The following is a 25,825-nucleotide window of genomic DNA, read 5'->3' as shown; positions in this document are numbered from 1 at the left end:
GGATCATCTGCCCCCCACGCCCGGCGACGCGGCCGGGCCACAGGAGTACACGTTGACCAGCACCGCGCAGCAACCTGCGACCGAGGGCCGCAAGGCTCGTCCCGAGCACCTCGGCCACGTCATCTTCATCACGGCCGCCGCCGCGATGGGCGGCTTCCTCTTCGGATACGACAGCTCCGTGATCAACGGCGCCGTCGAGGCCATCCGCGGCAGGTTCGGCGTCGGTTCGGAAACCCTCGCCCAGGTGATCGCTGCCGCGCTGATCGGCTGCGCCATCGGCGCCGCGACGGCCGGCCGGATCGCCGACCGCATCGGCCGGATCCGTGTCATGCAGATCGCCGCGGTGCTCTTCACCGCCAGCGCGGTCGGCTCGGCGGTACCGTTCGCGCTCTATGACCTCGCCCTCTGGCGGGTCCTCGGCGGCGTCGCCATCGGCATGGCCTCGGTCATCGGTCCGGCCTACATCGCCGAGGTCGCCCCGCCCGCCTACCGCGGCCGTCTCGCGTCCTTCCAGCAGGCCGCGATCGTCATCGGCATCGCCGTCTCCCAGCTGGTCAACTGGGGCGTACTGAACATCGCGGACGGAGACCAGCGCGGCGAGATCGCCGGGTTCGAGGCCTGGCAGTGGATGCTCGGCGTCATGGTCATCCCGGCCGTCCTCTACGGGCTGCTGTCGTTCGCGATCCCCGAGTCGCCCCGCTTCCTCATCTCGGTCGGTCGCACCGACCAGGCGCGGAAGGTCCTCGCGGAGGTCGAGGGCAAGGACGTGGATCTCGACATACGCGTCGCCGAGATCGAGACGGCGATGCGCAGCGAGCACAAGTCGAGCTTCAAGGACCTGATGGGCAGCCGCGGCGGCCTGCTGCCGATCGTCTGGATCGGTATCGGCCTCTCGGTCTTCCAGCAGCTCGTCGGCATCAACGTGATCTTCTACTACTCGTCGTCGCTGTGGCAGTCGGTCGGCATCGACCCGACCAACTCGTTCTTCTACAGCTTCACGACGTCGATCATCAACATCCTCGGCACCGTGATCGCGATGCTCTTCGTCGACAAGATCGGCCGTAAGCCGCTCGCCCTCATCGGCTCCGCCGGTATGGCCGTCTCGCTCGGCCTCGCCGCCTGGGCGTTCTCGTACAAGACCGGCAGCGGCCAGAACATCTCGATGCCCGACCTCCAGGGCTCCGTGGCTCTCGTCGCCGCGCACTCCTTCGTGCTCTTCTTCGCCCTCTCCTGGGGTGTGGTCGTCTGGGTGCTGCTCGGCGAGATGTTCCCGAACAAGATCCGCGCCGCGGCGCTCGGCGTCGCCGCCTGCGCCCAGTGGGTCGCCAACTGGGGCATCACCGTCAGCTTCCCGAGCCTCTCCGACTGGAATCTGTCCGGTGCGTATGTGATCTACACGGTCTTCGCCGTGCTCTCGATCCCCTTCATCCTCAAGTGGGTGCCGGAGACCAAGGGCAAGGCGTTGGAGGAGATGGGCTAACCCCCCGCTGCCCCTCTCCTCTCGGCAGGCTGCCCCGGCTCATCCCTTGAGCCGGGGCAGTACCTTTTCGCCGAACAGGTGCAGGCTGCGCCACCCCTCGTCGACCGGCATGCCACCGCAGAGCGGGTGCAGCACCAGGCCGGCCGTGCTGCCCGCCGACTCCGCGATGGACAGGCACTCCTCGGGCGTGACGATGCGGTAGACGCCCTCGCGGCGCAGCTCCTCGATGCCGCCGGCACCGGAGCGTACGGCGGACCTGACGCCTGTCCCGGCCTGCCAGGAGGCGTAGGTACGCGCCTCGTGCAGCAGGTACCCGCCGTACAGTGCCCAGGCCCGTTCCGGGTCCTCGGCCACGTGCAGCAGCGGGGTCTCGGCGGCCGGCATCATGGCCCAGCCCTCGGTGCGGTACTCCGCGCGTTGGGCGTGGTAGTACGCCTCCAGGCCGGGGAGGTGGGCGCTCGGGAAGAACGGCAGTCCGAGCCGGGCGGCGCGGCGGGCCGCGGCCTTCGAGCTGCCGCCGACCAGCAGCAGCGGATGCGGCCGGGTGAACGGGCGGGGGGTGACCCGTACGGTGCCGCCCCGGTACGCGAACGGTTCGCCGGTCCAGGCCCGCAGGAGCGTCTCCAGCGTCTCGTCCTGCAGCCGACCGCGGTCGTGCCAGTCCCGGCCGTGCGCGGCATACTCCTCGGGGCGGTAGCCGATGCCCGCGACCGTCACGAGACGGCCGCCGCTGAGGAGGTCCAGCACCGCCAGCTCCTCGGCCAGCCGCAGCGGGTCGTACAGCGGGGCGATCAGCGCGGAGACGGTGACCGTGATCCGGCCGGTCGCGCCGAGGACCGCCCCGGCGAAGACCAGCGGCGAGGGCAGCCAGCTGTTCTCCGCGCCGTGGTGCTCCTCGGTCTGAACGGTGTCCAGGCCGCGGTCGTCCGCGTACGCGGCCATCTCGACGGCGGCGCGGTAGCGGGTGGACAGGCTCTCGGGTGTGGCCGCGGGATCGACGAGGTTGAACCGGACGACCGTGGTGGGCATGGTGACATCCCCTTCGCCGTGGACGGGCGAGGGGGACGCTAACTGACGTTGCGTCAGATGAATAGGGGTGGTGCGCGGCAGGGCCCTCGTACGGCGCTGCGCCACATGCCGCGCTGATGCTTCCCGGTCCGATGGCACCGGTCGAGGACCGCCGGAAGGACCCTCCCGCCCGCGCCGGCGACGCGTACGAGCTGGTGCTGACGGCCACGGGCTTCCTCCCGCCCGGCGCCGGGTCATGTCCACGCCGAAGCCGTCGTTTCGCGCTCGCTGTGCGGCACCGGCCCGGCACCGAGGGTCTCCGTCGTACGCCCCGCCCCGCCGGATGCGAAGGGTTACGGAAACTCAGTGGGGGGAGACGTGGGGGAACCTCCTCCGTGACTGATACTGGGTGCGTTATGGAAATCGTCATCCTTGCTGTAGTCATCGCCCTGGTCGCGCTCGGTGCGGTCACCGGCCTCGTGGTCAGCAGCCGCAGGAAGCAGCTGCCGCCCTCGCCGCCGTCGAGTACGCCGACCACCACCGCCCCGCCCGCCGAGCCGCACGTCGGTGAGGAAGCCGAGACGCCGCGCGACGAACCGCGCCGCACCATCGAAGAGGTCGGCCTGCCGGAGGCCGAGGCGCATGCGCCCGTCGTCGCCGAGCCCGTCCCGCCGCTCGAGGTCCCCGAGCCGACGGCCGGCCGCCTCGTACGGCTGCGCGCCCGGCTCTCCCGCTCGCAGAACTCGCTGGGCAAGGGGCTCCTCACCCTGCTCTCCCGCGAGCACCTCGACGAGGAGACCTGGGAGGAGATCGAGGACACCCTGCTCACCGCCGATGTCGGCGTCGCGCCGACGCAGGAGCTGGTCGAGCGGCTGCGCGAGCGCGTGAAGGTCCTCGGCACCCGTTCCCCCGAGGAGCTGCGCGGCCTGCTGCGCGAAGAGCTGCTCCACCTGATCGGCACCGAGGCAGACCGCGCCGTCCGGACCGAGAGTCCTGAGGACGTCCCGGGCGTCGTCCTGGTCGTCGGCGTCAACGGCACCGGAAAGACGACCACGACCGGCAAACTCGCGCGGGTGCTCGTCGCCGACGGGCGCAGTGTGGTGCTCGGCGCGGCCGACACCTTCCGTGCCGCCGCTGCCGACCAGCTGCAGACCTGGGGCGAGCGGGTCGGTGCGCGTACGGTCCGCGGGCCCGAGGGCGGAGACCCGGCGTCGATCGCCTACGACGCGGTCAAGGAAGGCATCGCGGAGGGCGCTGATGTCGTCCTCATCGACACCGCCGGACGGCTGCACACCAAGGCCGGCCTGATGGATGAGCTGGGCAAGGTCAAGCGGGTCGTGGAGAAGCACGGGCCCCTTGACGAGGTGCTGCTCGTCCTGGACGCCACAACCGGCCAGAACGGCCTGGTGCAGGCACGGGTCTTCGCCGAGGTCGTGGACATCACCGGCATCGTGCTGACCAAGCTCGACGGCACGGCCAAGGGCGGCATCGTGATCGCCGTGCAGCGCGATCTGGGCGTGCCGGTGAAGCTGGTCGGGCTCGGCGAGGGCGCGGACGATCTGGCGCCCTTCGAGCCCGAGGCGTTCGTCGACGCCCTTATCGGCGACTGAACTGCCCTCCGCGGCCGAGCCGCCCCGCCGCTCTCGCGGATGTGGCCGCTCGCCGCGGGGGTGATTCGATCGACGGTTGCTGCCCTGAAGTTCGCCTGCGGCCGACGACGGTGCCGACGCCCCGCCGCGTGCTGCGGCCGCGGCGGGTGCTTCTCGGGACCGTCGATCAGGCCGCCGAGCGGTGGCAGACGTACGCCAGGGTGCCCAGCAGCAGCCGGGCCTGTGGGGGGCGTCCGGCTGTGTCGAGCGTCGGCGGCCGCAGCCAGCGCATGGGGCCCCGGCCCGCCAGATCCGACGGCGGGGCCGTGATGTGGCTGCCGGCGCCGAGACCGCGCAGATCGAGCTCGGCGTCGTCCCAGCCCATGCGGTAGAGCAGCGCGGGGAGTTCGGCGGCCGCACCGGGCGCGACGAAGAACATCGCCCGGCCGTGCGGCGTCGCGGCGACGGGGCCGAGCGGCAGCCCCATGCGCTCCAGGCGTACCAGGGCGATGCTGCCGGCGGACTCCGCGACCTCGATCACGTCGAAGGAACGGCCGACGGGGAGGAGCACGGCAGCGCCCGGGACCTGCGCCCAGGCGGCCGTGACCTCGTCGAGCGTGGCGCCGGCCCGCACCTCGGGGGCGAAGCTCAGCGCGTGGGCGCCGGGGGAGGGGCAGTCGGCGGCTCCGCACGAGCACTGCGCGGCGGCGGGACCGTCACCGGCTGTGGCACTCCGCTTCGCGCGGGCGCCGGGGGCCACGTCCCACCCCCACAGACCGGTGTACTCCGCCACCGTGGTGCACTCGGAGGCACGGCCGCGCCGCCGCGAGCCGGACCGCATGTCGAGGATGCCGCCGATCGTGAAGCCCATGCCCCCTCCAACGGGTTGCAGTCGCCGATGGTTACGTCATGGAGTCTCGCCGTAACCGTCCGTCGCCATCCCGTGATCGGGGCGGCGTGGTGCGGCACGGCGGGTGGTGCGTGGCGGCGCGCGCGCCCTCGCGGGCCTCGCTCCGCCGGTTTCGCTGCCGGTTCCTCGCGTGTCAAGTGAAGCGTGAAGAGCTGAGGATGAGTTCATTCGAAGGGGTGGCGAATGGTGGCGATTCCGGGAACCGCCTCGCGGGACGGTGATCGTAGGATTACTTTCGGTGCACGAACCCCCGTAAGGCCGCCGGTTCTTGGGTATGCCGGAGGCATGACGTTCGGTCTGCCGGTCCGGCCAGGACGGCACTTCATGGGACAGGGCGCCGCACAGGGCGGCATCCTGTTGAGCGGTTCGCAGTACGGCAGTTCAGAGTCGGATGGGGGCGCTTCCAGTGGGCGGCAACGGCGGTAGCGGTACGAACGCTGAAAAACGCCCCAATGAGCAGCTCGGTTCGTGGTTCGCGCGCAGCGGATGGTCGAAGGGCGAGCTCGCGCGCCAAGTGAACCGCCGCGCCCGCCAATTGGGCGCCCACCACGTCAGCACGGACACCTCCCGGGTGCGCCGCTGGCTCGACGGCGAGCAGCCGCGCGAGCCGATTCCGCGGATCCTCAGCGAGCTCTTCTCCGAGCGATTCGGCTGCGTTGTGGCGATCGAGGACCTGGGGCTGCGCTCCTCGCACCAGTCGCCCTCGGTCTCCGGTGTCGACATGCCCTGGGCGGGGCCGCAGACCGTCGAGTTGATCAGCGAGTTCTCGCGCAGCGACCTCATGCTGGCGCGGCGGGGCTTCCTCGGCACCTCGCTGGCTCTCTCCGCCGGTCCCGCACTCATCGAGCCGATGCAGCGTTGGCTCGTACCCGCTCCTTCCGCCGGGGGGCGGCCGGACCTCCCCGCCGTGCCCGCCCAGGCCGGGCCCCGGCGCGGGAACCGGCTCTCCGGGCCGGAGCTGGACCTGCTCGAGGCCACCACCGTGATGTTCCGGCAGTGGGACGCCCAGTGCGGTGGCGGCCTGCGCCGCAAGGCGGTGGTGGGACAGCTGCACGAGGTCACCGACCTGCTGCAGGAGCCGCAGCCGGAGCCGGTGTCCCGGCGGCTGTTCAAGGTCGCCGCGGAGCTCGCCGAGCTCTCCGGCTGGATGAGTTACGACATCGGTCTCCAGCCCACCGCGCAGAAATACTTCGTGCTCGCCCTGCACGCCGCCAAGGAGGCCGGGGACAAGCCGCTCGGCTCGTTCATTCTCTCGAACATGGGTCGCCAAATGATCCACGTCGGGCGGCCGGACGACGCCCTGGAGCTGATCCACCTCGCGCAGTACGGGAGCCGGGACTGCTCGACCGCGCGCACCCAGGCGATGCTGTATGCGATGGAGGCCAGGGCGTACGCCAACATGGGCCAGCCCAACAAGTGCCACCGCGCGGTGCGGATGGCCGAGGACGCCTTCGCCGACACGTCCGTGTCCGACGGCGACCCGGACTGGATCCGCTTCTTCTCCGAGGCCGAGCTGAACGGCGAGAACGCCCACTCCTACCGTGACCTGGCCTATGTGGCCGGGCGCAGCCCGACGTACGCCTCGCTCGCCGAGCCGGTGATGCAGAAGGCCGTAGACCTTTTCGGCCAGGACCAGGAGCACCAGCGGTCGTATGCGCTGAACCTGATCGGCATGGCCACGGTCCATCTGCTCAAGCAGGAGCCCGAGCAGTCGGCGGAGCTGGCGGAACGGGCGCTCGACATCGCCAAGCGGGTCCGCTCGGAGCGGGTGAACACCCGGCTGCGCAAGACCGTCGACACCGCGGCCCGGGGCTTCGGCGGCGTGGCGGAGGTCGTCCACCTCACCGAGCAGCTCGACCTGCATCTGCCGGACTCGCTGGAGGCCGTCCGGGCGGGCTGAAGCGCACCGCCTTCCCGAGGCTTTTGCGCAGGCCAGGCGCCCGGCGCGGGGCCCGAAACGGACCAGTGCGGGCCCATCGACCCCGGCTGCGGCCGCCATCCCGTGATACCCGACTCGGCTCCCCCGTGCCAGGTCAACCGGATGGCGGTCGCGGCCGGTCCCTGTGCTCGGGGGAGAGTAGCCGGAGCGCCGGGTGGCCCACCGGCAGTTCATCCGCACGTAACACACGCACGCCCTTCGTCACTGCGGCGAAACACCGTGCGGCATCGGCTGAAACCGGCCTCCGTCAATCTCGAGGCGAAAACCGGCCCACATTCAGAACCTGCCCGCACGGGCCGTCGCATCGAGGAGACGTCGACATTGAATGGCGCAGATACCGCATTCGTATTGATCAGTGCCGCGCTCGTCATGCTGATGACGCCCGGCCTGGCCTTCTTCTACGGCGGCATGGTCCGGGTCAAGAGTGCCCTCAACATGCTCATGATGTCCTTCATCTCCCTCGGCATCGTCAGTGTGCTGTGGGTGCTGTACGGATACTCGCTGGCCTTCGGCGATGACATCGGCGGAGGGCTGCTCGGCAACTTCGACCACATCGGCCTCCAGGGGATCACCCCCGAGACGCTGACCGATGGCAAGGAAGGCATCCCGGTCTTCGCCTTCGCCCTCTTCCAGCTGATGTTCGCCATCATCACCCCCGCCCTGATGAGTGGAGCGCTCGCCGACCGCGTGAAGTTCAGCGCCTGGGCGCTGTTCATCACCCTCTGGGTCAGCGTCGTCTACTTCCCGGTGGCGCACTGGGTCTGGCAGGCGGACGGCTGGCTGTACAAGCTCGAGGTGATCGACTTCGCCGGTGGTACGGCGGTGCACATCAACGCCGGTATCGGCGCGCTCGCCGCCGTACTGGTCGTCGGCAAGCGGATCGGCTTCAAGAAGGAGCCGATGCGGCCGCACAGCCTGCCCCTGGTGATGCTGGGCGCCGGCCTGCTGTGGTTCGGCTGGTTCGGCTTCAACGCCGGCTCGGCGCTGGCCGCCGACGGCACCGCCGCCAACATGGCGCTGAACACCCAGGTCGCCACCGGTGCCGCCATGCTCGGCTGGCTGGTGTACGAGCGGATCCGGCACGGTGCGTTCACCACGCTGGGCGCCGCATCCGGCGCGGTCGCCGGCCTGGTCGCCATCACCCCGTCCGGTGCGCATGTCAACGCCTTCGGCGCGATCCTCATCGGTGTCGTGGCGGGTGTGCTCTGCTCCTGGGCCGTCAGCCTCAAGTACAAGCTGGGCTACGACGACTCCCTCGACGTCGTCGGCGTCCACTTGGTCGGCGGTCTCATCGGCACCCTGCTCGTCGGCGTACTCGCCACCGACGGTGTCGGTGGCATGGACCAGCTGGGCAAGCAGGCCATCGGAGCCTTCTCGGTGATGGGCTTCTCCTTCGTGGTCTCCTGGATCCTCGCCAAGCTCGTCGATGTCACCATCGGCTTCCGGGCGAGCGAGGACGACGAGACCTCCGGCGTCGACCAGGCGTTCCACGCCGAGACCGCGTACGACTTCAGTGCGGTCGGCGGCTCGCCGGAGGGCCGTAGCACGGCGTCCGCCCTCGGCTCGGACGAGTCCGGAGCGGCCGCGTCGCAGAAGGCACAGAAGGCGCAGAACAAGAAGGTGGATGCATGAAGCTCATCACGGCAGTCGTGAAGCCGCACCGGCTCGACGAGATCAAGGAGGCCCTGCAGGCCTTCGGAGTCCAGGGCCTGACCGTCACCGAGTCGAGCGGTTACGGACGGCAGCGGGGCCACACCGAGGTCTACCGCGGCGCGGAGTACACCGTCGACCTGGTTCCGAAGATCCGGATCGAGGTGCTGGTCGAGGACGCGGACGCCGAGCAGCTGATCGACGTCGTCGTGAAGGCCGCCCGGACCGGCAAGATCGGCGATGGCAAGGTGTGGAGTGTCCCGGTCGACACGGCGGTCCGGGTGCGGACCGGCGAGCGCGGCCCGGACGCGCTCTAGCAACCGGCTCTGGAACGAGCAGAGCGCAAGAGAAGAGAGGGCCCTCCTCGCCGCAGGCGGCGAGGAGGGCCGGCAGCCGGCACCGGGTCCGAGCGCCCGGGGACGAGCGGACACGATCGGTCAGGAGCCCGAGTGACAGCAGAGAGCCTCGAAGACCAGACGCCATCGGCAAGCTCGGGACCCAGCGGCTACGCGGCGGCCCGACTGCGGCTTCTCCAGGAGAAGTCGCAGGGCGGGCCGCCGCGCCGTGCGGGGCTCGCCGGACTTACCGACGAGTGGCTGGCGGCTCTGGTCTCGGGCGCGGCCGAGGCCGCCGGGACGCGCGGAGTCGCGCTGGTGGCCGTCGGGGGGTACGGCCGGGGTGAGCTCTCGCCGCGCAGCGACCTGGACCTTCTGCTGCTGCACGACGGAACGGCGGACGCGGGCGCGGTGGCCTCGCTGGCGGACCGGGTCTGGTACCCGGTCTGGGACCTCGGGCTCGCCCTCGACCACTCCGTACGCACTCCGGCCGAGGCGCGGAAGACGGCGGGCGAGGACTTGAAGGTGCAGCTCGGGCTGCTGGACGCCCGGCACGTCGCGGGGGACGCCGCACTGACCGCGGGACTGCGTACGGCCGTGCTCGCCGACTGGCGCAACCAGGCGCCGAAGCGGCTTCCGGAGCTCCATGAGCTGTGCCAGGAGCGGGCGCATCGCCAGGGCGAGCTGCAGTTCCTGCTGGAGCCGGACCTGAAGGAGGCGCGGGGCGGGCTGCGTGATGTCACCGCGCTGCGCGCCGTCGCCGCGTCCTGGCTCGCCGACGCCCCGCGTGAGGGGCTCGAGGAGGCCCGGCGGCTGCTGCTGGACGCCAGGGACGCTCTGCATCTGGCCACCGGGCGGGCCACCGACCGGCTGGCGCTGCAGGAACAGGACCAGGTCGCCGACCACCTCGGCCTGCTGGACGCCGACGCGCTGCTGCGACAGGTGTACGAAGCCGCACGCACCGTGTCCTACGCGGGGGATGTGACCTGGCGCGAGGTCGGCCGGGTGCTGCGCGCCCGCTCGATGCGCCCGCGGCTGCGGGGGCTGCTCGGAGGCCGTGGCGGGCGCGCGGGCGGGGGCCGCGCGCCGGGGGAGTACGGCGCCGAGCGCACCCCGCTCGCCGAAGGAGTCGTGGAGCAGGACGGCGAGGTGGTGCTGGCCCGTACCGCGCGGCCCGAGCGCGATCCGGTGATCCCGCTGCGCGCGGCGGCGGCCGCGGCCCAGGCGGGGCTCCCGCTCTCGCTGCACGCCGTACGGAGGATGGCCGGTGCCGCACGCCCGCTGCCCGTACCGTGGCCGGCCGAGGCCCGGGAACAGCTCGTCACGCTGCTCGGCGCGGGTGAGTCCACCGTTCCGGTCTGGGAGGCGCTGGAGGCCGAAGGGCTGATCACCCGGCTGCTGCCGGACTGGGAGCGGGTCCGCTGCCGTCCGCAGCGCAACGCCGTGCACCGCTGGACAGTGGACCGGCACCTCGTCGAGACCGCCGTACAGGCCGCCGCCCTGACACGTCGCGTCGGCCGCCCCGATCTGCTGCTGGTCGCGGCGCTGCTGCACGACATCGGCAAGGGCTGGCCGGGCGACCACTCGGTGGCGGGCGAGACCATCGCCCGCGACGTGGCCGCCAGGATCGGTTTCGACCGTACGGACGTCGCGGTGGTCGGCACGCTGGTACGCCGGCATCTGCTGCTCGTGGAGACCGCGACCCGGCGCGACCTGGACGACCCGGCGACGATCCGCTCGGTCGCCGAAGCTGTCGGCAGCGCCGGGACGCTCGAACTGCTGCACGCCCTGACGGAGGCCGACGCGCTGGCCACCGGCCCTGCGGCCTGGAGCACCTGGCGCGGCTCGCTCGTGGCCGATCTGGTGAAACGCGTCACGGCTGTTCTGGCGGGCGAGGCGGCGGAGGACCTGAGCACGCCCGGCGAGCCGACCGCTGAGCAGGAGCGGCTCGCGATCGAGGCCCTGCGGACGGGTGGGCCCGTCCTCGCGCTGCACGCGCAGACGGAGGCGGCGCTGCCCGGTGAGGACGGGGCCGCCGGCGCGTCGGGCGGTATGGCGCCGACGGCGGCGGCGGATGGCGGCGCCACCGGGCCCGGACCCGAGCCTGTCGGCGTCGAGCTGCTCATCGCCGTTCCCGACCAGCCGGGTGTGCTGCCCGCCGTGGCCGGTGTGCTCGCGATGCACCGGCTGACGGTCCGCGCGGCGGATCTGCGCGCCGTCGATCTTCCGGAGAGCCTGGCCGGGGTGCCGGCCGGGGCGCAGGCCGGCACCGGCGTACTTCTGCTGAGCTGGCGGGTGGCCGCCGAGTACGGCTCGCTGCCGCAGGCGGCCCGGCTCCGGGCGGACCTGGTCCGCGCCCTGGACGGATCGCTGGACATCCCGGCACGGCTCGCGGAGCGCGAAGCGGCCTATCCGCGCCGCCGCGGCGTGCCGGCCCCGCCCGCGCGGGTGACCGTCGCCTCCGCCGGTTCCCGTCTGGCCACGGTCATCGAGGTACGCGCCCAGGACGCCCCAGGGCTGCTGCACCGTATCGGCCGGGCCCTGGACGGAGCCGGAGTGCGGGTGCGCAGCGCCCATGTCAGCACGCTGGGAGCGAACGCCGTGGATGCCTTCTATGTCACAGATGCCGAGGGCGCCAAGCTCCCCGATCCGCAGGCCACGGAGGTCGCTCAGGCGGTCGAGAGCGCCCTGCGCTGAACCGGAGGCAGAAGCCCCGGTCCGGGTGCGGGGCAGACCACACCCCGGCCGGACGGATACGCTTGGGAGTCATTCGCCCGACTGCCCCCCGATACGAGGATTCGCGACCGCCGTGTTCGACACTCTTTCCGACCGCCTCGCAGCGACGTTCAAGAACCTCCGGGGCAAGGGCCGCCTGTCCGAGGCGGACATCGACGCCACCGCGCGCGAGATCCGTATCGCGCTGCTGGAGGCGGATGTCGCGCTGCCGGTGGTGCGGGCCTTCATCAAGCAGATCAAGGACCGGGCGCTCGGCGCCGAGGTCTCCCAGGCGCTGAACCCCGCGCAGCAGGTCATCAAGATCGTCAATGACGAGCTGATCGGCATCCTCGGTGGCGAGACCCGCCGCCTGCGGTTCGCCAAGACCCCGCCGACCGTGATCATGCTCGCCGGCCTCCAGGGCTCCGGTAAGACCACGCTCGCCGGAAAGCTCGGTCTCTGGCTCAAGGGCCAGGGCCATACGCCGCTGCTCGTCGCCGCCGACCTCCAGCGCCCCAATGCCGTGAACCAGCTGGCGGTGGTCGCCGAGCGCGCGGGTGTCGCCGTCTTCGCCCCGGAGCCGGGCAACGGCGTCGGTGACCCGGTGCAGGTCGCCGCCGACTCGATCGACTTCGCCCGGACCAAGCAGCACGACGTGGTGATCGTCGACACCGCCGGCCGCCTGGGCATCGACCAGGAGCTGATGCAGCAGGCCGCGGACATCCGCGACGCGGTCAGCCCGGACGAGGTGCTGTTCGTCGTCGACGCCATGATCGGTCAGGACGCGGTCAACACCGCCGAGGCGTTCCGCGACGGCGTCGGCTTCGACGGCGTGGTGCTCTCCAAGCTCGACGGTGACGCACGGGGTGGTGCCGCTCTCTCCATCGCGCATGTCACCGGCCGCCAGATCATGTTCGCCTCCAATGGCGAGAAGCTGGACGAGTTCGACGCGTTCCACCCGGACCGCATGGCGTCCCGCATCCTCGGCATGGGCGACATGCTCAGCCTGATCGAGAAGGCCGAGCAGACCTTCAGCCAGGACGAGGCCGAGAAGATGGCGGCCAAGCTGGCGAAGGGGCCCAAGGAATTCACCCTGGACGACTTCCTGGCCCAGATGGAGCAGGTCCGGAAGATGGGCTCCATCTCCAAGCTGCTCGGGATGCTTCCCGGCATGGGCCAGATGAAGGACCAGATCAACAACCTCGACGAGCGCGAGGTGGACCGCACCGCCGCGATCATCAAGTCGATGACGCCCGGCGAGCGCCAGGACCCGCACATCATCAACGGCTCACGCCGCGCCCGCATCGCCCGCGGTTCCGGCGTCGATGTCAGCGCGGTGAAGAGCCTGGTGGAGCGCTTCTTCGATGCGCGCAAGATGATGTCGCGGATGGCCCAGGGCGGCGGGATGCCGGGGATGCCCGGCGTACCGGGCATGGGCGGTGGACCCGGCCGTCAGAAGAAGCAGCAGAAGCAGGCCAAGGGCAAGCGCAAGAGCGGCAACCCGATGAAGCGCAAGGCCGAGGAGCAGGCCGCGGCGCAGCGGAGAGCGGCGGGCGCGGGAGCGGGGCCGGGAGCCGACCAGGGCGGCGCGTTCGGAATGCCGGGCGCCGGCATGGACGCGAGCTCCTTCGAACTCCCGAAGGAATTCCGGGACATGCTGCCCCCGGACGACAAGTAGTAGTGAGCACGGCCCGGTGGCCGGGGAGCGGTCCGCTCCCCGGCCACCGGTCTCAGACGCGGGCGATGAGGTAGCGGAAGACGTTCGGCATCCAGACGGTGCCGTCCGGGCGCAGATGGGGATGCAGGGCCTCGGTCAGCTCCTTGCCGACCTGCTCCCGGTCGGTCGCCGCCACCGCGGCGTCGAACACGCCGGTCGACAGCAGACCGCGTACCGCGCTGTCCAGGTCGGCGTAGCCGAACGGGCAGGCCACCCGCCCCGACCCGTCCGGCCGCAGACCGGCCCGGTGGGCCAGGTCCTCCAGGTCGTCCCGGCCGCCGGGCCGCCAGCCGTGCGGCGTTCCGGGGACCGGCACGCCGAGTTCCGTCTGCCGTTCGGACGGTGTACCCCAGGCAGGACCGGCGAGCCCGGATGCCACCCGCAGCACCGACGAGGTGGCACACCGCTCGGCCGGTCCCCACCCGGCCAGTACGACCGGGCTGCCGCGCTCCGCCAGGGCAGCCGCCGCCTTCAGCGCCGGTACGAGGTCTCCGAGATCGCCCCCGGCCCAGAACTGCGGGTCGAAGGCCGTCACCAGATTGAATGCCGGCCCTCGCCTGTCCGTGAGTTCCTCAGGAGCACTCCGCAGCAAGCGCGTACGGGCCTCGTGCCCGCCCTCCTCAGCGCCCGGCGCCAGCCGCTCCCGGGCCAGCGCGAGACGCTGCGGATCCGCGTCCGTACCGGTGACGTACGCGCCCCGCGCCGCCGCCATGAGCAGGGCCAGGCCGGTGCCGCAGCCGAGACCCAGCAGCCTGGTCCCGGAGCCCACGTCCAACCGTTCGTGGACCGCTTCGTAGAGCGGCACCAGCATGCGCTCCTGGATCTCCGCCCAGTCCCGGGCACGCGCAGCGGCGTCCGGGTGTGGTGGGGAAACGGGGTGTAGGTGGTGCTGCCGAACGAGCGTGGGTGTCATCGAAGCGCCCCAATCCGCCGAGAGCCATTCCCATCGTCTGCCAGATCCGCCCCCGTTACCGCTCCACATCCCCCGTATGCCAGGGAACTCCGCATCCGTCCCTCAGTCCAGGGGTTGTGCGGCAATGCTTGCGTGCCCCCCTCCGTGCGCCCCCGGTACCGCCTCGCACGCCGTCCGCACGCCCGCTGATTCACAAGTCAGCGTGACACCCCCGTACCATCTCCGCCATGGCAAAGGCTCCCGTTCTCACCCCCCAGGCGGATGACTTCCCGCGCTGGTACCAGGACCTGATCAACAAGGCCGAGCTGGCCGACAACGGCCCGGTGCGCGGCACGATGGTCATCCGTCCATACGGATACGGGCTCTGGGAGCGGATGCAGCAGGAGATGGACGCCCGCATCAAGGGCGCGGGTGCCTCCAACGCCTACTTCCCCCTCTTCATCCCGCAGTCGTACCTGACCAGGGAAGCCGAGCACGTCGAGGGCTTCGCCCCCGAGCTCGCGGTGGTCACGCACGGCGGTGGCAAGGAGCTGGAGGAGCCGGTCGTCGTCCGGCCCACCTCCGAGACGATCATCAACGAGTACTTCTCCAAGTGGGTGCAGAGCTACCGGGACCTGCCCCTGCTGATCAACCAGTGGGCCAACGTCGTCCGCTGGGAGATGCGCCCCCGCGTCTTCCTACGCACCACCGAGTTCCTCTGGCAGGAGGGCCACACCGCCCACGCCACCTACGAGGACGCCCGCGACTACGCCGCCCGCATCCACCGGGACGTCTACGCCGACTTCATGACGAACCTTCTCGGCATCGACGTCGTCCTCGGACGCAAGACCCCCAAGGAGCGCTTCGCCGGCGCCATCAACACCCTCACCCTCGAGGCGATGATGGGCGACGGCAAGGCCCTCCAGATGGGCACCAGCCACGAGTTGGGCCAGAACTTCGCCAAGGCCTTCCACACCCAGTTCCTGTCCAAGGACGGCAAGCAGGAACTGGTCTGGCAGACCTCCTGGGGCGCCTCCACCCGGATGGTCGGCGGGCTGATCATGTCCCACGGTGACGACAGCGGTCTGCGCGTCCCGCCGCGCCTCGCGCCCGTCCAGGCCGTGGTCCTCGCCATCAAGGGCGACGACGCGGTGCTCGCCAAGGCCCGCGAGATCGGCGGCCGGCTCTCCGCCGCGGGCATCCGCGTCCAGGTCGACGACCGCACCGACACCCCCTTCGGCCGGCGCGCCGTGGACTGGGAGCTCAAGGGCGTCCCGGTCCGGATCGAAATCGGCCCGCGGGACCTGGAGAACGGCTCCGCGATGCTGGTCCGCCGTATCGCCGGGGGCAAGGAGCCGGTGCAGTTCGACGCGCTCGAGGCGCTCCTCCCGAAGATCTTCGAGGACGACCAGGCGCTGCTGCTCCGGCAGTCCCGGGAACGCCGCGAGTCCCGTACCTCCGACGTGAAGAGCGTCGCCGAGGCCGCCGAGGCGGCGATGGCGGGTGGCTGGGCCCGTATCCCGTGGTCCGAGCTGGGGGCCGAGGGAGAGGCCGCGCTCGCGGAGAAGGCGGTGACCGTACGCTGTCTGGTCGCCGAGGACGGGTCGGTTCCGGACTCCGACGACGCCCCCGGTACGCTCGCCGTCGTCGGACGCGCCTACTGAGCGCGGTTCTTGGCGGCGGTGCGGGTGGCCGTGCGGGCCGACCGGGGGCAGGTTCCGACCCGGCGTGAGGAGTTTCTCTACGCGCTGGGGCGTACGAACCGGTACGTACCGGCTTGGCGGGAGCTGCGCCACTTCTCCGTAGATCCGCGCACCCGCCCTCGTCAGGACGCATGAGCGTAAACTGACTGGTACGTGCAAATTATTTGGGATGGCCCGGAATCGGAACACCGGGGCACTCCGGCTCGTTATTACGACGTGAGCACGACACCACCTGTTCTCGCCGCGGAACTGGCGCAGGCGTGGGCCGATATTCAACGGCACCACCCCGAGCTGCCGGATCTCGCCGCGCCAGAATCACTGATCGGAGAGTCCTCGTCCGCTTGCGGCGCCGAGCTCTCCTTCGAACGGCTGCTCCATGAGGCCGTCCATGGCATCGCCGCAGCCCGCGGGGTGCGCGACACTTCGCGGGCCGGGCGGTACCACAACCGCAGATTCCTCGCGATCGCCGAGGAGCTGGGGCTCGACCACACGGACGAGCCGCATCCCAGCAGCGGTTTCTCTTTGGTCGTTCTCAGCCCGGAGGCGAGGAAGCGCTACCGACCCACCATCGAACGATTGCAGCGCGCACTGAAGGCGCACACCGCCGCGACAACGGCCGACACCGGCCGCAGCTTCCGTGGCCCGGCCGCGCGGCACGGGTCCTCCGGTGGAGGCGTCCGGGTCAAGGCGGTGTGCGACTGCGGGCGCAATGTCCGGGTCGTGCCGTCCGTACTCGCCCAGGCGCCGATCGTCTGCGGCGGGTGCGGGAAGCCGTTCCGGATTCCCGAGGCGGCCGCGGCCGCCTGACGATGCCGTACGGCCCCCGGGCGGCTCATGCGCCATACGGGGTCGCACAGGGGCGTACGGCAGTACTCCGGCGATGTGGCAGAATGGACCGCTGAGTACTCGGCAGCCGGTCCGGACCCCTCTCTCCCTCGGCTGACGCGTCCATCGAGCACTCGGATCCCACAACCCCACGTGGAAGACGTCGTGCTCAAACACGTCATAGAGCAGGAGACACCACAGCCGTGGCAGTCAAGATCAAGTTGAAGCGTCTGGGCAAGATCCGGTCGCCGCACTACCGCATCGTCGTTGCGGACTCCCGTACCCGCCGTGACGGCCGGGCCATCGAGGAGATCGGTCTGTACCACCCGGTGCAGAACCCCTCCCGTATCGAGGTGGACTCCGACCGCGCGCAGTACTGGCTGTCCGTCGGTGCCCAGCCGACCGAGCCGGTTCTCGCCATCCTCAAGGTCACGGGCGACTGGCAGAAGTACAAGGGCCTGCCTGCTCCCCCGCCGATGAAGGTCGCCGAGCCCAAGGCCGACAAGCGCGCGCTCTTCGAGGCCGCGGCCAAGGAGTCCGGCGACGAGCCGAAGGGTGAGGCCATCACCCCCAAGGCCAAGAAGTCTGAGAAGAAGGCGGACGAGGCGGCCGAGCCCGCTCAGTCCACCGAGTCGACCGAGGCCTGAGGATGCTCGAGGAGGCCCTCGAGCACCTGGTGAAGGGCATCGTTGACAATCCCGATGACGTACAGGTCGCCTCGCGCAACCTGCGTCGCGGACGTGTGCTGGAGGTCCGGGTGCACCCCGATGACCTCGGCAAGGTGATCGGCCGCAACGGTCGCACCGCTCGCGCTCTGCGCACCGTCGTGGGCGCCATCGGCGGCCGTGGTATCCGGGTCGACCTCGTCGACGTGGACCAGGTCTGAATCTTGCGGCCCAGCCTCCCCGGACCCCGTCCGGGGGAGACCCCATCCGCTCTCGCGGAGGTGGGTCCCGTTGCTGAGGTACTCAATTGATGGCTGAGGTGACGAAGGGCCGGGGGCGCTGAAACGTCCCCGGCCCTTCGCCCTTCACGAAGGTGGAGTGGAAAGGACGGGCTGTGCAGCTCGTAGTCGCGCGGGTGGGCCGCGCCCACGGCATCAAGGGCGAGGTCACGGTGGAGGTGCGCACCGACGAGCCGGAGCTGCGGCTATCGCCCGGCGCCGTACTGGCCACGGACCCCGCCTCGGCAGGCCCGCTGACCATCGAGACCGGCCGGGTGCACAGTGGCAGGCTGCTGCTGCGCTTCGAGGGAGTGGCGGACCGTTCGGGGGCCGAGGCCCTCCGGAACACCCTGCTCATCGCGGAGGTGGACCCCGAGGACACTCCTGAGGACCCCGAGGAGTTCTACGACCACCAGTTGGTCGACCTCGACGTGGTGACCACCGACGGCACCGAGATCGGCCGTATCGCCGAAATCACCCATCTCCCGTACCAGGACCTGCTGATCGTCAGGCGGCCGGACGGCAGCGAGGTCATGGTGCCGTTCGTCGGGGAGATCGTCCCCGAGATCGACCTGGAGCAGCAGCGGGCCGTCATCGACCCGCCGCCGGGGCTGATCGACGAGATTCAGCCGGCTTCCGGCGAAGCCGCGGACGAAGGCGACGAAGGCAGTGAGAACGGCCGGGAAGAGTCCTGATGAGGCTCGACATCGTCACGATCTTCCCGGAGTACCTGGAGCCGCTGAACGTCTCGCTCGTCGGCAAGGCACGCGCGCGTGGACAGCTGGACGTACGCGTCCACGACCTCCGTGACTGGACGCACGACCGGCACAACACCGTGGACGACACCCCGTACGGCGGCGGCCCGGGCATGGTGATGAAGCCCGAGCCATGGGGCGAGGCGCTGGACTCGATCATCGAATCCGGTTCCGGCGAGGAAAAGCCGGTACTGATCGTGCCGACTCCCAGCGGCCGGCCCTTCACCCAGGCCCTGGCCGTGGAACTGGCCGAGCGGCCGTGGCTCGTCTTCACACCGGCCCGCTACGAAGGCATCGACCGCCGGGTCATCGACGCGTACGCCGAGCGGCTGGACGTCCTCGAGGTGTCCATCGGGGACTACGTCCTGGCCGGCGGCGAGGCCCCCGTACTGGTGATCACCGAGGCGGTGGTCCGGCTGCTGCCCGGCGTGCTGGGCAACGCCGAATCGCACCGCGACGACTCCTTTGCGCCGGGCGCGATGGCGGACCTCCTGGAAGGGCCGGTCTACACCAAGCCCCCTGAGTGGCGGGGCCGGGGCATTCCGGAGGTCCTGCTGAGCGGTCACCACGGCAAGATCGCGCGGTGGCGGCGGGACGAGGCCTTCCGCCGTACGGCCCTCAACCGGCCGGAGCTGATCGAGCGTTGTGACCCGGCCGCTCTCGACAAGGACGATCGCAGGATCCTGGCCGAGCTCGGCTGGGAACAGCGGCCGGACGGCGGATTTGGGCGGTCGGCCCAGGCCGTGGAAGAATAGGCCGCTGCTGTGCGTCCGGCGTGCGCCCCTGCCACAGGGGGAACGACGCTCGCCCGACCCAGCGCCACTTTTGTGAGTGGCACCCCGAATCTCATCACCATGTTCCGTTGATGACCTGTGGCATCAACGAAGAAAGCAGACGGTCATGCACCTTCTCGACCACGTCGACTCCGCTTCGCTGCGTACCGACGTCCCGGCGTTCCGCCCCGGCGACACCGTGAACGTCCACGTTCGCGTCATCGAGGGCAACCGCTCCCGTGTCCAGCAGTTCAAGGGCGTCGTGATCCGCCGCCAGGGCGACGGCGTGCGCGAGAGCTTCACGGTCCGCAAGGTGAGCTTCAGCGTCGGCGTCGAGCGCACCTTCCCGGTGCACACCCCGATCGTCGAGAAGATCGAGGTCGTCACCCGCGGTGACGTGCGTCGCGCGAAGCTCTACTACCTGCGCGAGCTGCGCGGCAAGGCCGCGAAGATCAAGGAGAAGCGCGGCAACTGAGCTCTGCTTCGCACGTCTTTGGCACAGAGCAGAGGCATGGTGAAGGCAAGCTCCCGTGTCGGGTGCTCCCCGGACGCCGGATAAGCTCCGGTGTCGATGGACACCGACGGACAGCTTTCGGAGCGCGATCGCTCTTCCGCCCTCGATGAGGGATGTGAACAGAGATCGCGCTCCGTGCGTATTCCGGGGAAGGAACGGTTGCTCCGGCTCCCCCGGCGCGGGCGGCGTGCGCTTCTGCTGGCGGGTGTCTGTGTGACTGTTCTGATGCTGTTCAGCTCCTACGTCGTCCAGCCTTTCCTGATTCCGAGCGGGTCGATGGAGCCGACTACGCGGGCAGGGGACCGGGTGCTGGTGAACAAGCTCGCGTACCGTTTCGGGGATGGGCCGCGGCGCGGCGATGTGGTGGTCTTCGACGGCACCGGGTCGTTCGTCCGCGGGGGTCCGACCGGAAATCCGGTCACGGGACTGCTGCGGAAGGGGGCTGCCGCGGTGGGACTGGCCGAGCCGGACGAGACCGACTACATCAAGCGTGTGACGGGAGTCGGCGGCGACCGGGTCACCTGCTGCGACGAGCGGGGGAGGATCACAGTGAACGGCGAGGCGGTCGACGAGCATTACCTGCATCCGGGCGACGCCCCGTCGCAGGTGCCGTTCGACATCGTGGTGCCGGAAGGCAGACTCTGGGTGATGGGCGACCACCGTAGCGACTCCAGGGACTCGCGCGACCATCTCGGCGAGCCGGGCGGGGGCATGGTCCCCGTCGATCGGGTGATCGGCAGAGCCGACTGGATCGGTTGGCCACTGGGCCGCCTGACCACGCTGGACCGGCCGGCCGGTTTTGACCACGTACCGACCGCGTCCGCACAAGGACGATGGCATGGGTAATCGAGGACGGCCCCGGTACGGACATCACCGCTCGGACACCCGGCTGCCCACGGGCACCCGCCCCACAACGGGCAGGCTCACGCCCGGGCGCGCGGACCGGCGCAAGGCCGCCCGGCGGGTCAAGCGGCGCCGCCGCGGCAAGGCGGTGCGGGAGGTACCGATCCTCGCGGGCGTGGCGCTGCTCATAGCACTGGTGCTCAAGACGTTCCTCGTGCAGGCGTTCGTGATCCCCTCGGGCTCGATGGAGCAGACGATCCGGATCGGCGACCGGGTGCTGGTCGACAAGCTCACCCCCTGGTTCGGTTCGAAGCCGAAGCGGGGCGACGTGGTGGTCTTCAAGGATCCGGGCGGCTGGCTGGAGAAGGAGCAGACCACCACCTCCGAGGATCCCGTGGGCGTCAAGCAGGCCAAGGACGTTCTGACCTTCATAGGCCTGCTGCCGTCCGAGGACGAGCAGGACCTGATCAAGCGGGTCGTCGCGGTCGGCGGGGACACGGTGAAGTGCTGCGACAAGGACGGGCGGGTCACGGTCAACGGCATGCCGCTGAACGAGCCGTATCTGAATCCCGGAAATGCCCCCTCCGAGATGAAGTTCGCCGTGGAAGTGCCGCCCCGGCGGATGTTCGTGATGGGCGATCACCGAGCCAACTCGGCCGACTCACGCTTTCACCTGAACGAGACCGGCAGCGGTACGGTCTCCGAGGACGTCGTGGTCGGCAGAGCCCAGGTCATCGCTTGGCCGTTCGGGCACATGCGGCGCCTGGAAGAGCCCGAAACGTACGCTTCTGTACCCGACGCGCGGAGCGCGACGACGGCCGCGGGCGGCTCAGCGCCTAGGGTGTCGTACGGGGCCGAACGGTCCCGAGAGTCCCAAGCGAAGCAAGCAATGATTCAGCTCCCGACCCCTGCGGAACTCCCGCTCGTTATGGGAGTGGTGGGCCTGCGCCGAGTGTGGGGCAGGCGGCAGCATGGAGTGAGGAGTGGATGTGGGGGACTTGGCGGTCGGGGCACGATCCGGTCACGAAGAGCCCGAGGAGCGGCCCGAAGAGCTCGCTGAACCACCCGAGGAGGAAGGCGGCCGGGTGAAGCAGAAGAAGCATCGCTCCTTCTGGAAGGAGCTGCCGATTCTCATCGGTATCGCTCTGCTGCTTGCTCTTCTGATCAAGACCTTCCTGGTACAGGCTTTCTCGATCCCCTCGGACTCGATGCAGGACACGCTGCAGCGGGGCGACCGCGTGCTGGTGGACAAGCTGACCCCGTGGTTCGGCTCGCAGCCGGAACGCGGTGAGGTGGTCGTCTTCCATGACCCGGGCGGTTGGCTCGACGAGGCGGCGACGACCGAGTCCGGCCCTGTCGCCGAAGGCTTCCAGGAGGTGCTGAGCTTCATCGGGCTCATGCCGTCGGCCGAGGAGAAGGACCTGATCAAGCGGGCCATCGCGGTCGGCGGGGACACCGTCGAGTGCAAGGGCGGGACCCAGCCGGTGAAGGTCAACGGCAAGGCGCTCGACGAGCCGTACCTCTACCCCGGGGACACGCCCTGCGGGGACAGGCCCTTCGGGCCGGTAAAGGTGCCCGACGGGCGGATCTGGGTGATGGGCGACCACCGCCAGAACTCGCTGGACTCGCGTTACCACCAGGACCTGGCCGGGAACGGCACGGTCTCGCAGGACGACGTCGTCGGGCGCGCGGTCGTGGTGGCCTGGCCGCTCAACCGCTGGTCCACGCTGCCGGTGCCGGACACCTTCGACCAGAAGGGGCTGAGCGCCGCGGGGACCGTGGCTCCCGCGGCCCTGGGGCTCGCCGGCGCTGTGCCGCTGGTGCTGTGGCGGCGCAGGCGGCTGACTGCGGACGGTACCCCCGGGTAGGGTGCCGCCCAGATCTTCGAGACGAGGAGCTGGGATGAGCGCTGCAGTACGTACGGATGACGGCCGCGGCCGGCTGGGCAGTGTGCTGTCCGGGCTGGCCGTGGCCGTCGGCTGCGTGCTCTTCCTCGGCGGTTTCGGCTGGGGTGCGGTGCTCTACAAGCCGTACACCGTGCCGACCGATTCCATGGAGCCGACCGTGCACGCCGGGGACCGGGTGCTCGCGCAGCGGATAGACGGCGGCGAGGTGCGGCGCGGGGATGTGGTCGTCTTCACCGACTCGGTGTGGGGCAATATGCCGATGGTGAAGCGGGTGGTCGGCGTCGGCGGCGACACGGTCTCCTGCTGTGACACACAGGGCCGGCTGAAGGTGAACGGCGGCCCCGTCGAAGAACCGTATCTGCAGGGCCGGGGGCCCGCATCGCCGGACGAATTCGAGACCTCGGTACCCCGGGGAAGTCTGTTCCTGCTGGGGGACAACCGCCGCACTTCGCAGGACTCGCGGATGCATCTCACGGACGGTGACCACGGGGCCGTGCCGCGGGGATCCGTCGACGCCCGCGTGGAGGCGACCGCGTGGCCGCTCGGTGGCTCCGGCATGCTGGCACCGCCCACACCGTTCGAGGCGCTGCCCGGCGGGGTCTCGGAGCCCGGTCCGCTGCCCTTGATCTTTGTGGCGGTGGTCGCGGGGGTCGTGCTGATCCTCGGCGGAGCGGCGTACGGGCCGATCGTCGCCCGCGCCGGGCGGCGCAGGGTGCGTGCCGGTGTCTGAGGAAAGCGCCGCGAAGGACCCGCAGCGCAAGGTCGCGCGGGTCGTTCTGCTGGACCCGCAGGACCGGATCCTGCTGCTGCACGGCTTCGAACCGTCCGATCCGGCCTCCACCTGGTGGTTCACACCCGGTGGCGGGGTCGAGGAGGGGGAGACCCTGGAACAGGCGGCACGGCGGGAGCTCGCGGAGGAGACCGGGATCACCGATGTCCGGCTCGGGCCCGTGCTGTGGCGGCGCAGCTGCTCCTTTCCGTTCGACGGGCGGCGATGGGACCAGGACGAGTGGTACTACCTGGGCCGTACTGTCCAGACGCGGACGGAGACCGGCGGACATACGGAGCTGGAGCGGCGCAGTGTCGCGGGGCTGCGGTGGTGGACGTCCGAGGAACTGTCCGCGACGCGTGAGACGGTGTATCCGACCAGGCTCGCCGGGCTGCTGCGCACGCTGCTCGACGAGGGTCCCCCCGCTGCGCCCGTGGTCCTGGCTGCTGAAGTCGTCTAGGGCTTGCGGGTCTGACGCACAATGGGGGGACGCACGGCTGAAGGGGAACATGCCATGAGCGCCGAGGACCTCGAGAAGTACGAGACCGAGATGGAGCTGAAGCTCTACCGGGAGTACCGCGATGTCGTCGGCTTGTTCAAGTACGTGATCGAGACCGAGCGTCGCTTCTACCTGACGAATGACTACGAGATGCAGGTGCACTCGGTCCAGGGTGAGGTGTTCTTCGAGGTCTCGATGGCCGATGCGTGGGTGTGGGACATGTACCGACCGGCGCGCTTCGTCAAGCAGGTCCGCGTCCTGACGTTCAAGGACGTGAACATTGAGGAGCTCAATAAGAGCGATCTCGACCTGCCGTCCGGTGAGTCCGGATTCAACAGCTGAGGCCGAGCGCCACTCGAAAGACCGGGCTTTCACTCGGAAGAGTGGTCGGGTTGTCCACAACCGGCGAGTAATCCACCGTTCTCGAGCATGATCCACTGAATCCCTCCGGAGCCGTCACAGTCGGTGACGGAGGTGGTGGCGATGAACGCGCAGGGAGCGCTCGGGCGCTACGGAGAGGACCTGGCGGTCCGGAGACTGGCCCAGGCGGGGATGACGGTCCTGGAGCGCAATTGGCGCTGCCAGGCCGGAGAGATCGACATCGTCGCCAGGGACGGCGATGCACTGGTGGTCTGCGAAGTGAAGACCCGCAGGGCGGGGACGTACCAGCATCCGATGGCAGCTGTCACACGCAGCAAGGCGGCGCGGTTGCGGCGGCTGGCGTCGCGCTGGCTCGCGGAGCGGTGGCTGGAGCGGCACGGTGGACCGCCGCTCGGCGGGGTGCGGATCGACCTGGTCGGAGTGCTGCTGCCGCTGCGCGGGGCCCCGGTCGTCGAGCATGCGCGGGGGGTGGCCTGATGGGGTTCGCCCGTACCTGCTCGGTCGCGCTGGTCGGCGTCGAGGGAGTGGTCGTCGAGGTCCAGGCGGACCTCGAGCCCGGTGTCGCGGCCTTCACGCTTGTCGGCCTGCCGGACAAGAGCCTGGTGGAGAGCCGGGACCGGGTGCGGGCCGCTCTGGTCAACTCGGGTGCCGACTGGCCACAGAAGAAGCTCACGGTGGGGCTCAGCCCGGCGTCGGTGCCGAAGGGCGGCAGCGGATTCGATCTCGCCGTTGCCTGTGCCGTGCTGGGAGCCGCGGAGCGGATCGATCCGCGGCAGGTCGCGGATCTCGTGATGGTGGGCGAGCTCGGCCTCGACGGGCGGGTGCGCCCTGTCCGCGGCGTACTGCCCGCCGTACTCGCCGCGGCGGACGCGGGCTACCGGCAGGTCGTCGTCCCGGAGCGTACGGCCGCCGAGGCCTCACTGGTTCCCGGGACCTCGGTCATCGGTGTCCGGAGCCTGCGGCAGCTCATCGCGATCCTGGCCGACGAGCCGGTCCCGGAGGAGGAACCTCCGGAGGACGGGAGACCGGATCCGATGCTGGCGGGGCTCATGGTTCCGGGGGCGGCGATGGGCTCCGGCCTCGTGGCCGGAGGGGCCGACGGCGGAGCGCCGCCCGATCTGGCCGATGTCGCGGGGCAGCGAGCCGCCCGTGCGGCGCTGGAAGTAGCGGCGGCCGGAGGCCATCACCTGTTCCTGAAGGGGCCGCCGGGCGCGGGCAAGACGATGCTGGCCGAGCGGCTTCCCGGCCTCCTGCCTCCGCTCACACAGCGGGAGTCGCTGGAGGTCACGGCGGTGCACTCGGTGGCCGGGCTCCTTCCCCCGGGAAAGCCGCTGGTGGAGGTGGCGCCGTACTGCGGCCCGCATCACTCGGCCACCATGCCGTCGCTCGTCGGCGGCGGAAACGGGCTGCCCAGACCGGGCGCGGTTTCGCTCGCCCACCGCGGCGTGCTGTTTCTCGACGAAGCCCCGGAGTTCAGCGGACGCGTCCTCGACGCCCTGCGCCAGCCGCTGGAGTCGGGCCATGTGGTCGTCGCCCGGAGCGCCGGGGTGGTGCGGCTGCCGGCGCGTTTCCTTCTGGTGCTGGCTTGTGCACGCTCGGTCATTGACTGCAGAACTGGACTCATCGAGGCGATCGCGCTGGTGGCGTGACAAGGCGCAGGTTGCTCAGGGCTCGGTCA

At 70.5% G+C, this 25,825-nt stretch carries 24 protein-coding genes and 1 pseudogene; 22 read left to right on the top strand and 3 right to left on the bottom strand.

The genetic code is table 11. From position 1 onward, the window contains the following. Nucleotides 1–52: 52 nt before the first annotated feature. A complete protein-coding gene (locus ABZW18_RS18150; RefSeq protein WP_356188434.1) occupies nt 53–1,480 on the top strand; it encodes a sugar porter family MFS transporter in 1,428 nt (475 codons plus the stop codon). 39 nt (nt 1,481–1,519) lie between these two features. Here ABZW18_RS18150 and ABZW18_RS18145 read toward each other — a convergent pair whose 3' ends face one another. Further along, complete coding sequence (locus ABZW18_RS18145) at nt 1,520–2,509, bottom strand: LLM class flavin-dependent oxidoreductase (RefSeq protein WP_356188432.1); 990 nt, start codon at nt 2,507–2,509, stop codon at nt 1,520–1,522. 395 nt (nt 2,510–2,904) lie between these two features. On the opposite strand from ABZW18_RS18145, the gene ftsY reads away from it, so the two are divergent. Next, nucleotides 2,905–4,098, top strand: a complete 1,194-nt coding sequence (gene ftsY / locus ABZW18_RS18140) for a signal recognition particle-docking protein FtsY (protein ID WP_356188430.1) — start codon at nt 2,905–2,907, stop codon at nt 4,096–4,098. A gap of 166 nt (nt 4,099–4,264) precedes the next feature. On the opposite strand, the gene ABZW18_RS18135 is transcribed toward ftsY, so the two are convergent. Beyond that, a complete protein-coding gene (locus ABZW18_RS18135; RefSeq protein ID WP_356188428.1) occupies nt 4,265–4,948 on the bottom strand; it encodes a bifunctional DNA primase/polymerase in 684 nt (227 codons plus the stop codon). Between the two features lie 445 nt (nt 4,949–5,393). Between ABZW18_RS18135 and ABZW18_RS18130 the strand changes: the two genes are divergently transcribed. The 5 genes from ABZW18_RS18130 (at nt 5,394) to ffh (ending at nt 13,304) form a co-directional block, all read left to right on the top strand. Further along, a complete protein-coding gene (locus ABZW18_RS18130; RefSeq protein WP_356188510.1) occupies nt 5,394–6,887 on the top strand; it encodes a hypothetical protein in 1,494 nt (497 codons plus the stop codon). A gap of 360 nt (nt 6,888–7,247) precedes the next feature. Further along, nucleotides 7,248–8,558: an ammonium transporter gene (locus tag ABZW18_RS18125; protein WP_356188426.1), complete on the top strand. Its 1,311-nt coding sequence runs from the start codon at nt 7,248–7,250 to the stop codon at nt 8,556–8,558. Then, nucleotides 8,555–8,893, top strand: coding sequence for a P-II family nitrogen regulator (locus ABZW18_RS18120; protein ID WP_356188424.1), 339 nt, complete (start codon nt 8,555–8,557; stop codon nt 8,891–8,893). The genes ABZW18_RS18125 and ABZW18_RS18120 overlap by 4 nt, the downstream gene beginning before the upstream one ends. A 132-nt stretch (nt 8,894–9,025) precedes the next feature. Next, on the top strand, nt 9,026–11,608 hold the full coding sequence (locus tag ABZW18_RS18115) for a [protein-PII] uridylyltransferase (RefSeq protein ID WP_356188422.1): 2,583 nt from the start codon (nt 9,026–9,028) through the stop codon (nt 11,606–11,608). Between the two features lie 112 nt (nt 11,609–11,720). Next, nucleotides 11,721–13,304 (top strand): signal recognition particle protein, encoded by a 1,584-nt coding sequence (ffh, locus tag ABZW18_RS18110; protein ID WP_356188420.1) that lies wholly within the window; start codon nt 11,721–11,723, stop codon nt 13,302–13,304. Between the two features lie 52 nt (nt 13,305–13,356). Here the strand turns inward: ffh and ABZW18_RS18105 are convergent, their stop codons facing one another. Further along, nucleotides 13,357–14,256, bottom strand: coding sequence for a methyltransferase domain-containing protein (locus tag ABZW18_RS18105; RefSeq protein ID WP_356188418.1), 900 nt, complete (start codon nt 14,254–14,256; stop codon nt 13,357–13,359). 227 nt (nt 14,257–14,483) lie between these two features. On the opposite strand from ABZW18_RS18105, the gene proS reads away from it, so the two are divergent. From proS to ABZW18_RS18030, 15 genes and pseudogenes are all read left to right on the top strand, one after another. Further along, nucleotides 14,484–15,899, top strand: coding sequence for a proline--tRNA ligase (proS, locus tag ABZW18_RS18100; RefSeq protein WP_356188416.1), 1,416 nt, complete (start codon nt 14,484–14,486; stop codon nt 15,897–15,899). 255 nt (nt 15,900–16,154) lie between these two features. Continuing rightward, on the top strand, nt 16,155–16,745 hold the full coding sequence (locus ABZW18_RS18095) for a hypothetical protein (protein WP_356188414.1): 591 nt from the start codon (nt 16,155–16,157) through the stop codon (nt 16,743–16,745). A 221-nt stretch (nt 16,746–16,966) separates the two neighbouring features. Beyond that, nucleotides 16,967–17,410 carry a 30S ribosomal protein S16 gene (gene rpsP, locus ABZW18_RS18090; RefSeq protein ID WP_356188412.1) on the top strand — a complete coding sequence of 148 codons (444 nt, stop codon included), beginning with the start codon at nt 16,967–16,969 and terminating at the stop codon, nt 17,408–17,410. A gap of 2 nt (nt 17,411–17,412) precedes the next feature. Continuing rightward, nucleotides 17,413–17,649 (top strand): RNA-binding protein, encoded by a 237-nt coding sequence (locus tag ABZW18_RS18085; protein ID WP_040247777.1) that lies wholly within the window; start codon nt 17,413–17,415, stop codon nt 17,647–17,649. A gap of 173 nt (nt 17,650–17,822) precedes the next feature. Beyond that, a complete protein-coding gene (gene rimM, locus ABZW18_RS18080; RefSeq protein WP_356188410.1) occupies nt 17,823–18,401 on the top strand; it encodes a ribosome maturation factor RimM in 579 nt (192 codons plus the stop codon). After that, nucleotides 18,401–19,216: a tRNA (guanosine(37)-N1)-methyltransferase TrmD gene (gene trmD, locus ABZW18_RS18075; RefSeq protein WP_356188408.1), complete on the top strand. Its 816-nt coding sequence runs from the start codon at nt 18,401–18,403 to the stop codon at nt 19,214–19,216. The genes rimM and trmD overlap by 1 nt, the downstream gene beginning before the upstream one ends. Before the next feature lie 145 nt (nt 19,217–19,361). Further along, complete coding sequence (gene rplS, locus ABZW18_RS18070; protein WP_356188406.1) at nt 19,362–19,709, top strand: 50S ribosomal protein L19; 348 nt, start codon at nt 19,362–19,364, stop codon at nt 19,707–19,709. Between the two features lie 96 nt (nt 19,710–19,805). Continuing rightward, nucleotides 19,806–20,594, top strand: a complete 789-nt coding sequence (gene lepB, locus ABZW18_RS18065) for a signal peptidase I (RefSeq protein WP_356188404.1) — start codon at nt 19,806–19,808, stop codon at nt 20,592–20,594. Then, nucleotides 20,587–21,651 carry a signal peptidase I gene (gene lepB / locus ABZW18_RS18060; protein WP_356188402.1) on the top strand — a complete coding sequence of 355 codons (1,065 nt, stop codon included), beginning with the start codon at nt 20,587–20,589 and terminating at the stop codon, nt 21,649–21,651. Before lepB (ABZW18_RS18065) ends, lepB (ABZW18_RS18060) begins: the two co-directional genes overlap by 8 nt. Next, entirely contained in the window at nt 21,590–22,459 is an 870-nt protein-coding gene (gene lepB, locus ABZW18_RS18055; protein WP_356188508.1) for a signal peptidase I, read from the top strand. Before lepB (ABZW18_RS18060) ends, lepB (ABZW18_RS18055) begins: the two co-directional genes overlap by 62 nt. A 34-nt stretch (nt 22,460–22,493) precedes the next feature. Continuing rightward, nucleotides 22,494–23,228 (top strand): signal peptidase I, encoded by a 735-nt coding sequence (gene lepB, locus ABZW18_RS18050; RefSeq protein ID WP_356188400.1) that lies wholly within the window; start codon nt 22,494–22,496, stop codon nt 23,226–23,228. Further along, on the top strand, nt 23,221–23,727 hold the full coding sequence (locus tag ABZW18_RS18045; protein ID WP_356188398.1) for an NUDIX hydrolase: 507 nt from the start codon (nt 23,221–23,223) through the stop codon (nt 23,725–23,727). Before lepB (ABZW18_RS18050) ends, ABZW18_RS18045 begins: the two co-directional genes overlap by 8 nt. 54 nt (nt 23,728–23,781) lie before the next feature. Continuing rightward, on the top strand, nt 23,782–24,108 hold the full coding sequence (locus ABZW18_RS18040; protein ID WP_356188396.1) for a DUF2469 domain-containing protein: 327 nt from the start codon (nt 23,782–23,784) through the stop codon (nt 24,106–24,108). Nucleotides 24,109–24,249: 141 nt separating this feature from the next. Next, a complete protein-coding gene (locus ABZW18_RS18035) occupies nt 24,250–24,624 on the top strand; it encodes a YraN family protein (RefSeq protein WP_356188394.1) in 375 nt (124 codons plus the stop codon). Then, nucleotides 24,624–25,733 (top strand): annotated as a pseudogene (locus tag ABZW18_RS18030) (ATP-binding protein); the annotation flags it as partial. The gene ABZW18_RS18035 and the pseudogene ABZW18_RS18030, both read left to right, overlap by 1 nt. Between the last annotated feature and the right edge of the window lie 92 nt (nt 25,734–25,825).

The sequence above is a fragment of the Streptomyces sp. NPDC004647 genome, from assembly GCF_040609575.1.
In the GTDB taxonomy this organism is placed as follows: Bacteria; Actinomycetota; Actinomycetes; order Streptomycetales; family Streptomycetaceae; genus Streptomyces.
The sequence above is the reverse complement of the archived record's forward strand: the minus strand, read 5'-3'. Positions and strand labels throughout refer to the sequence as shown.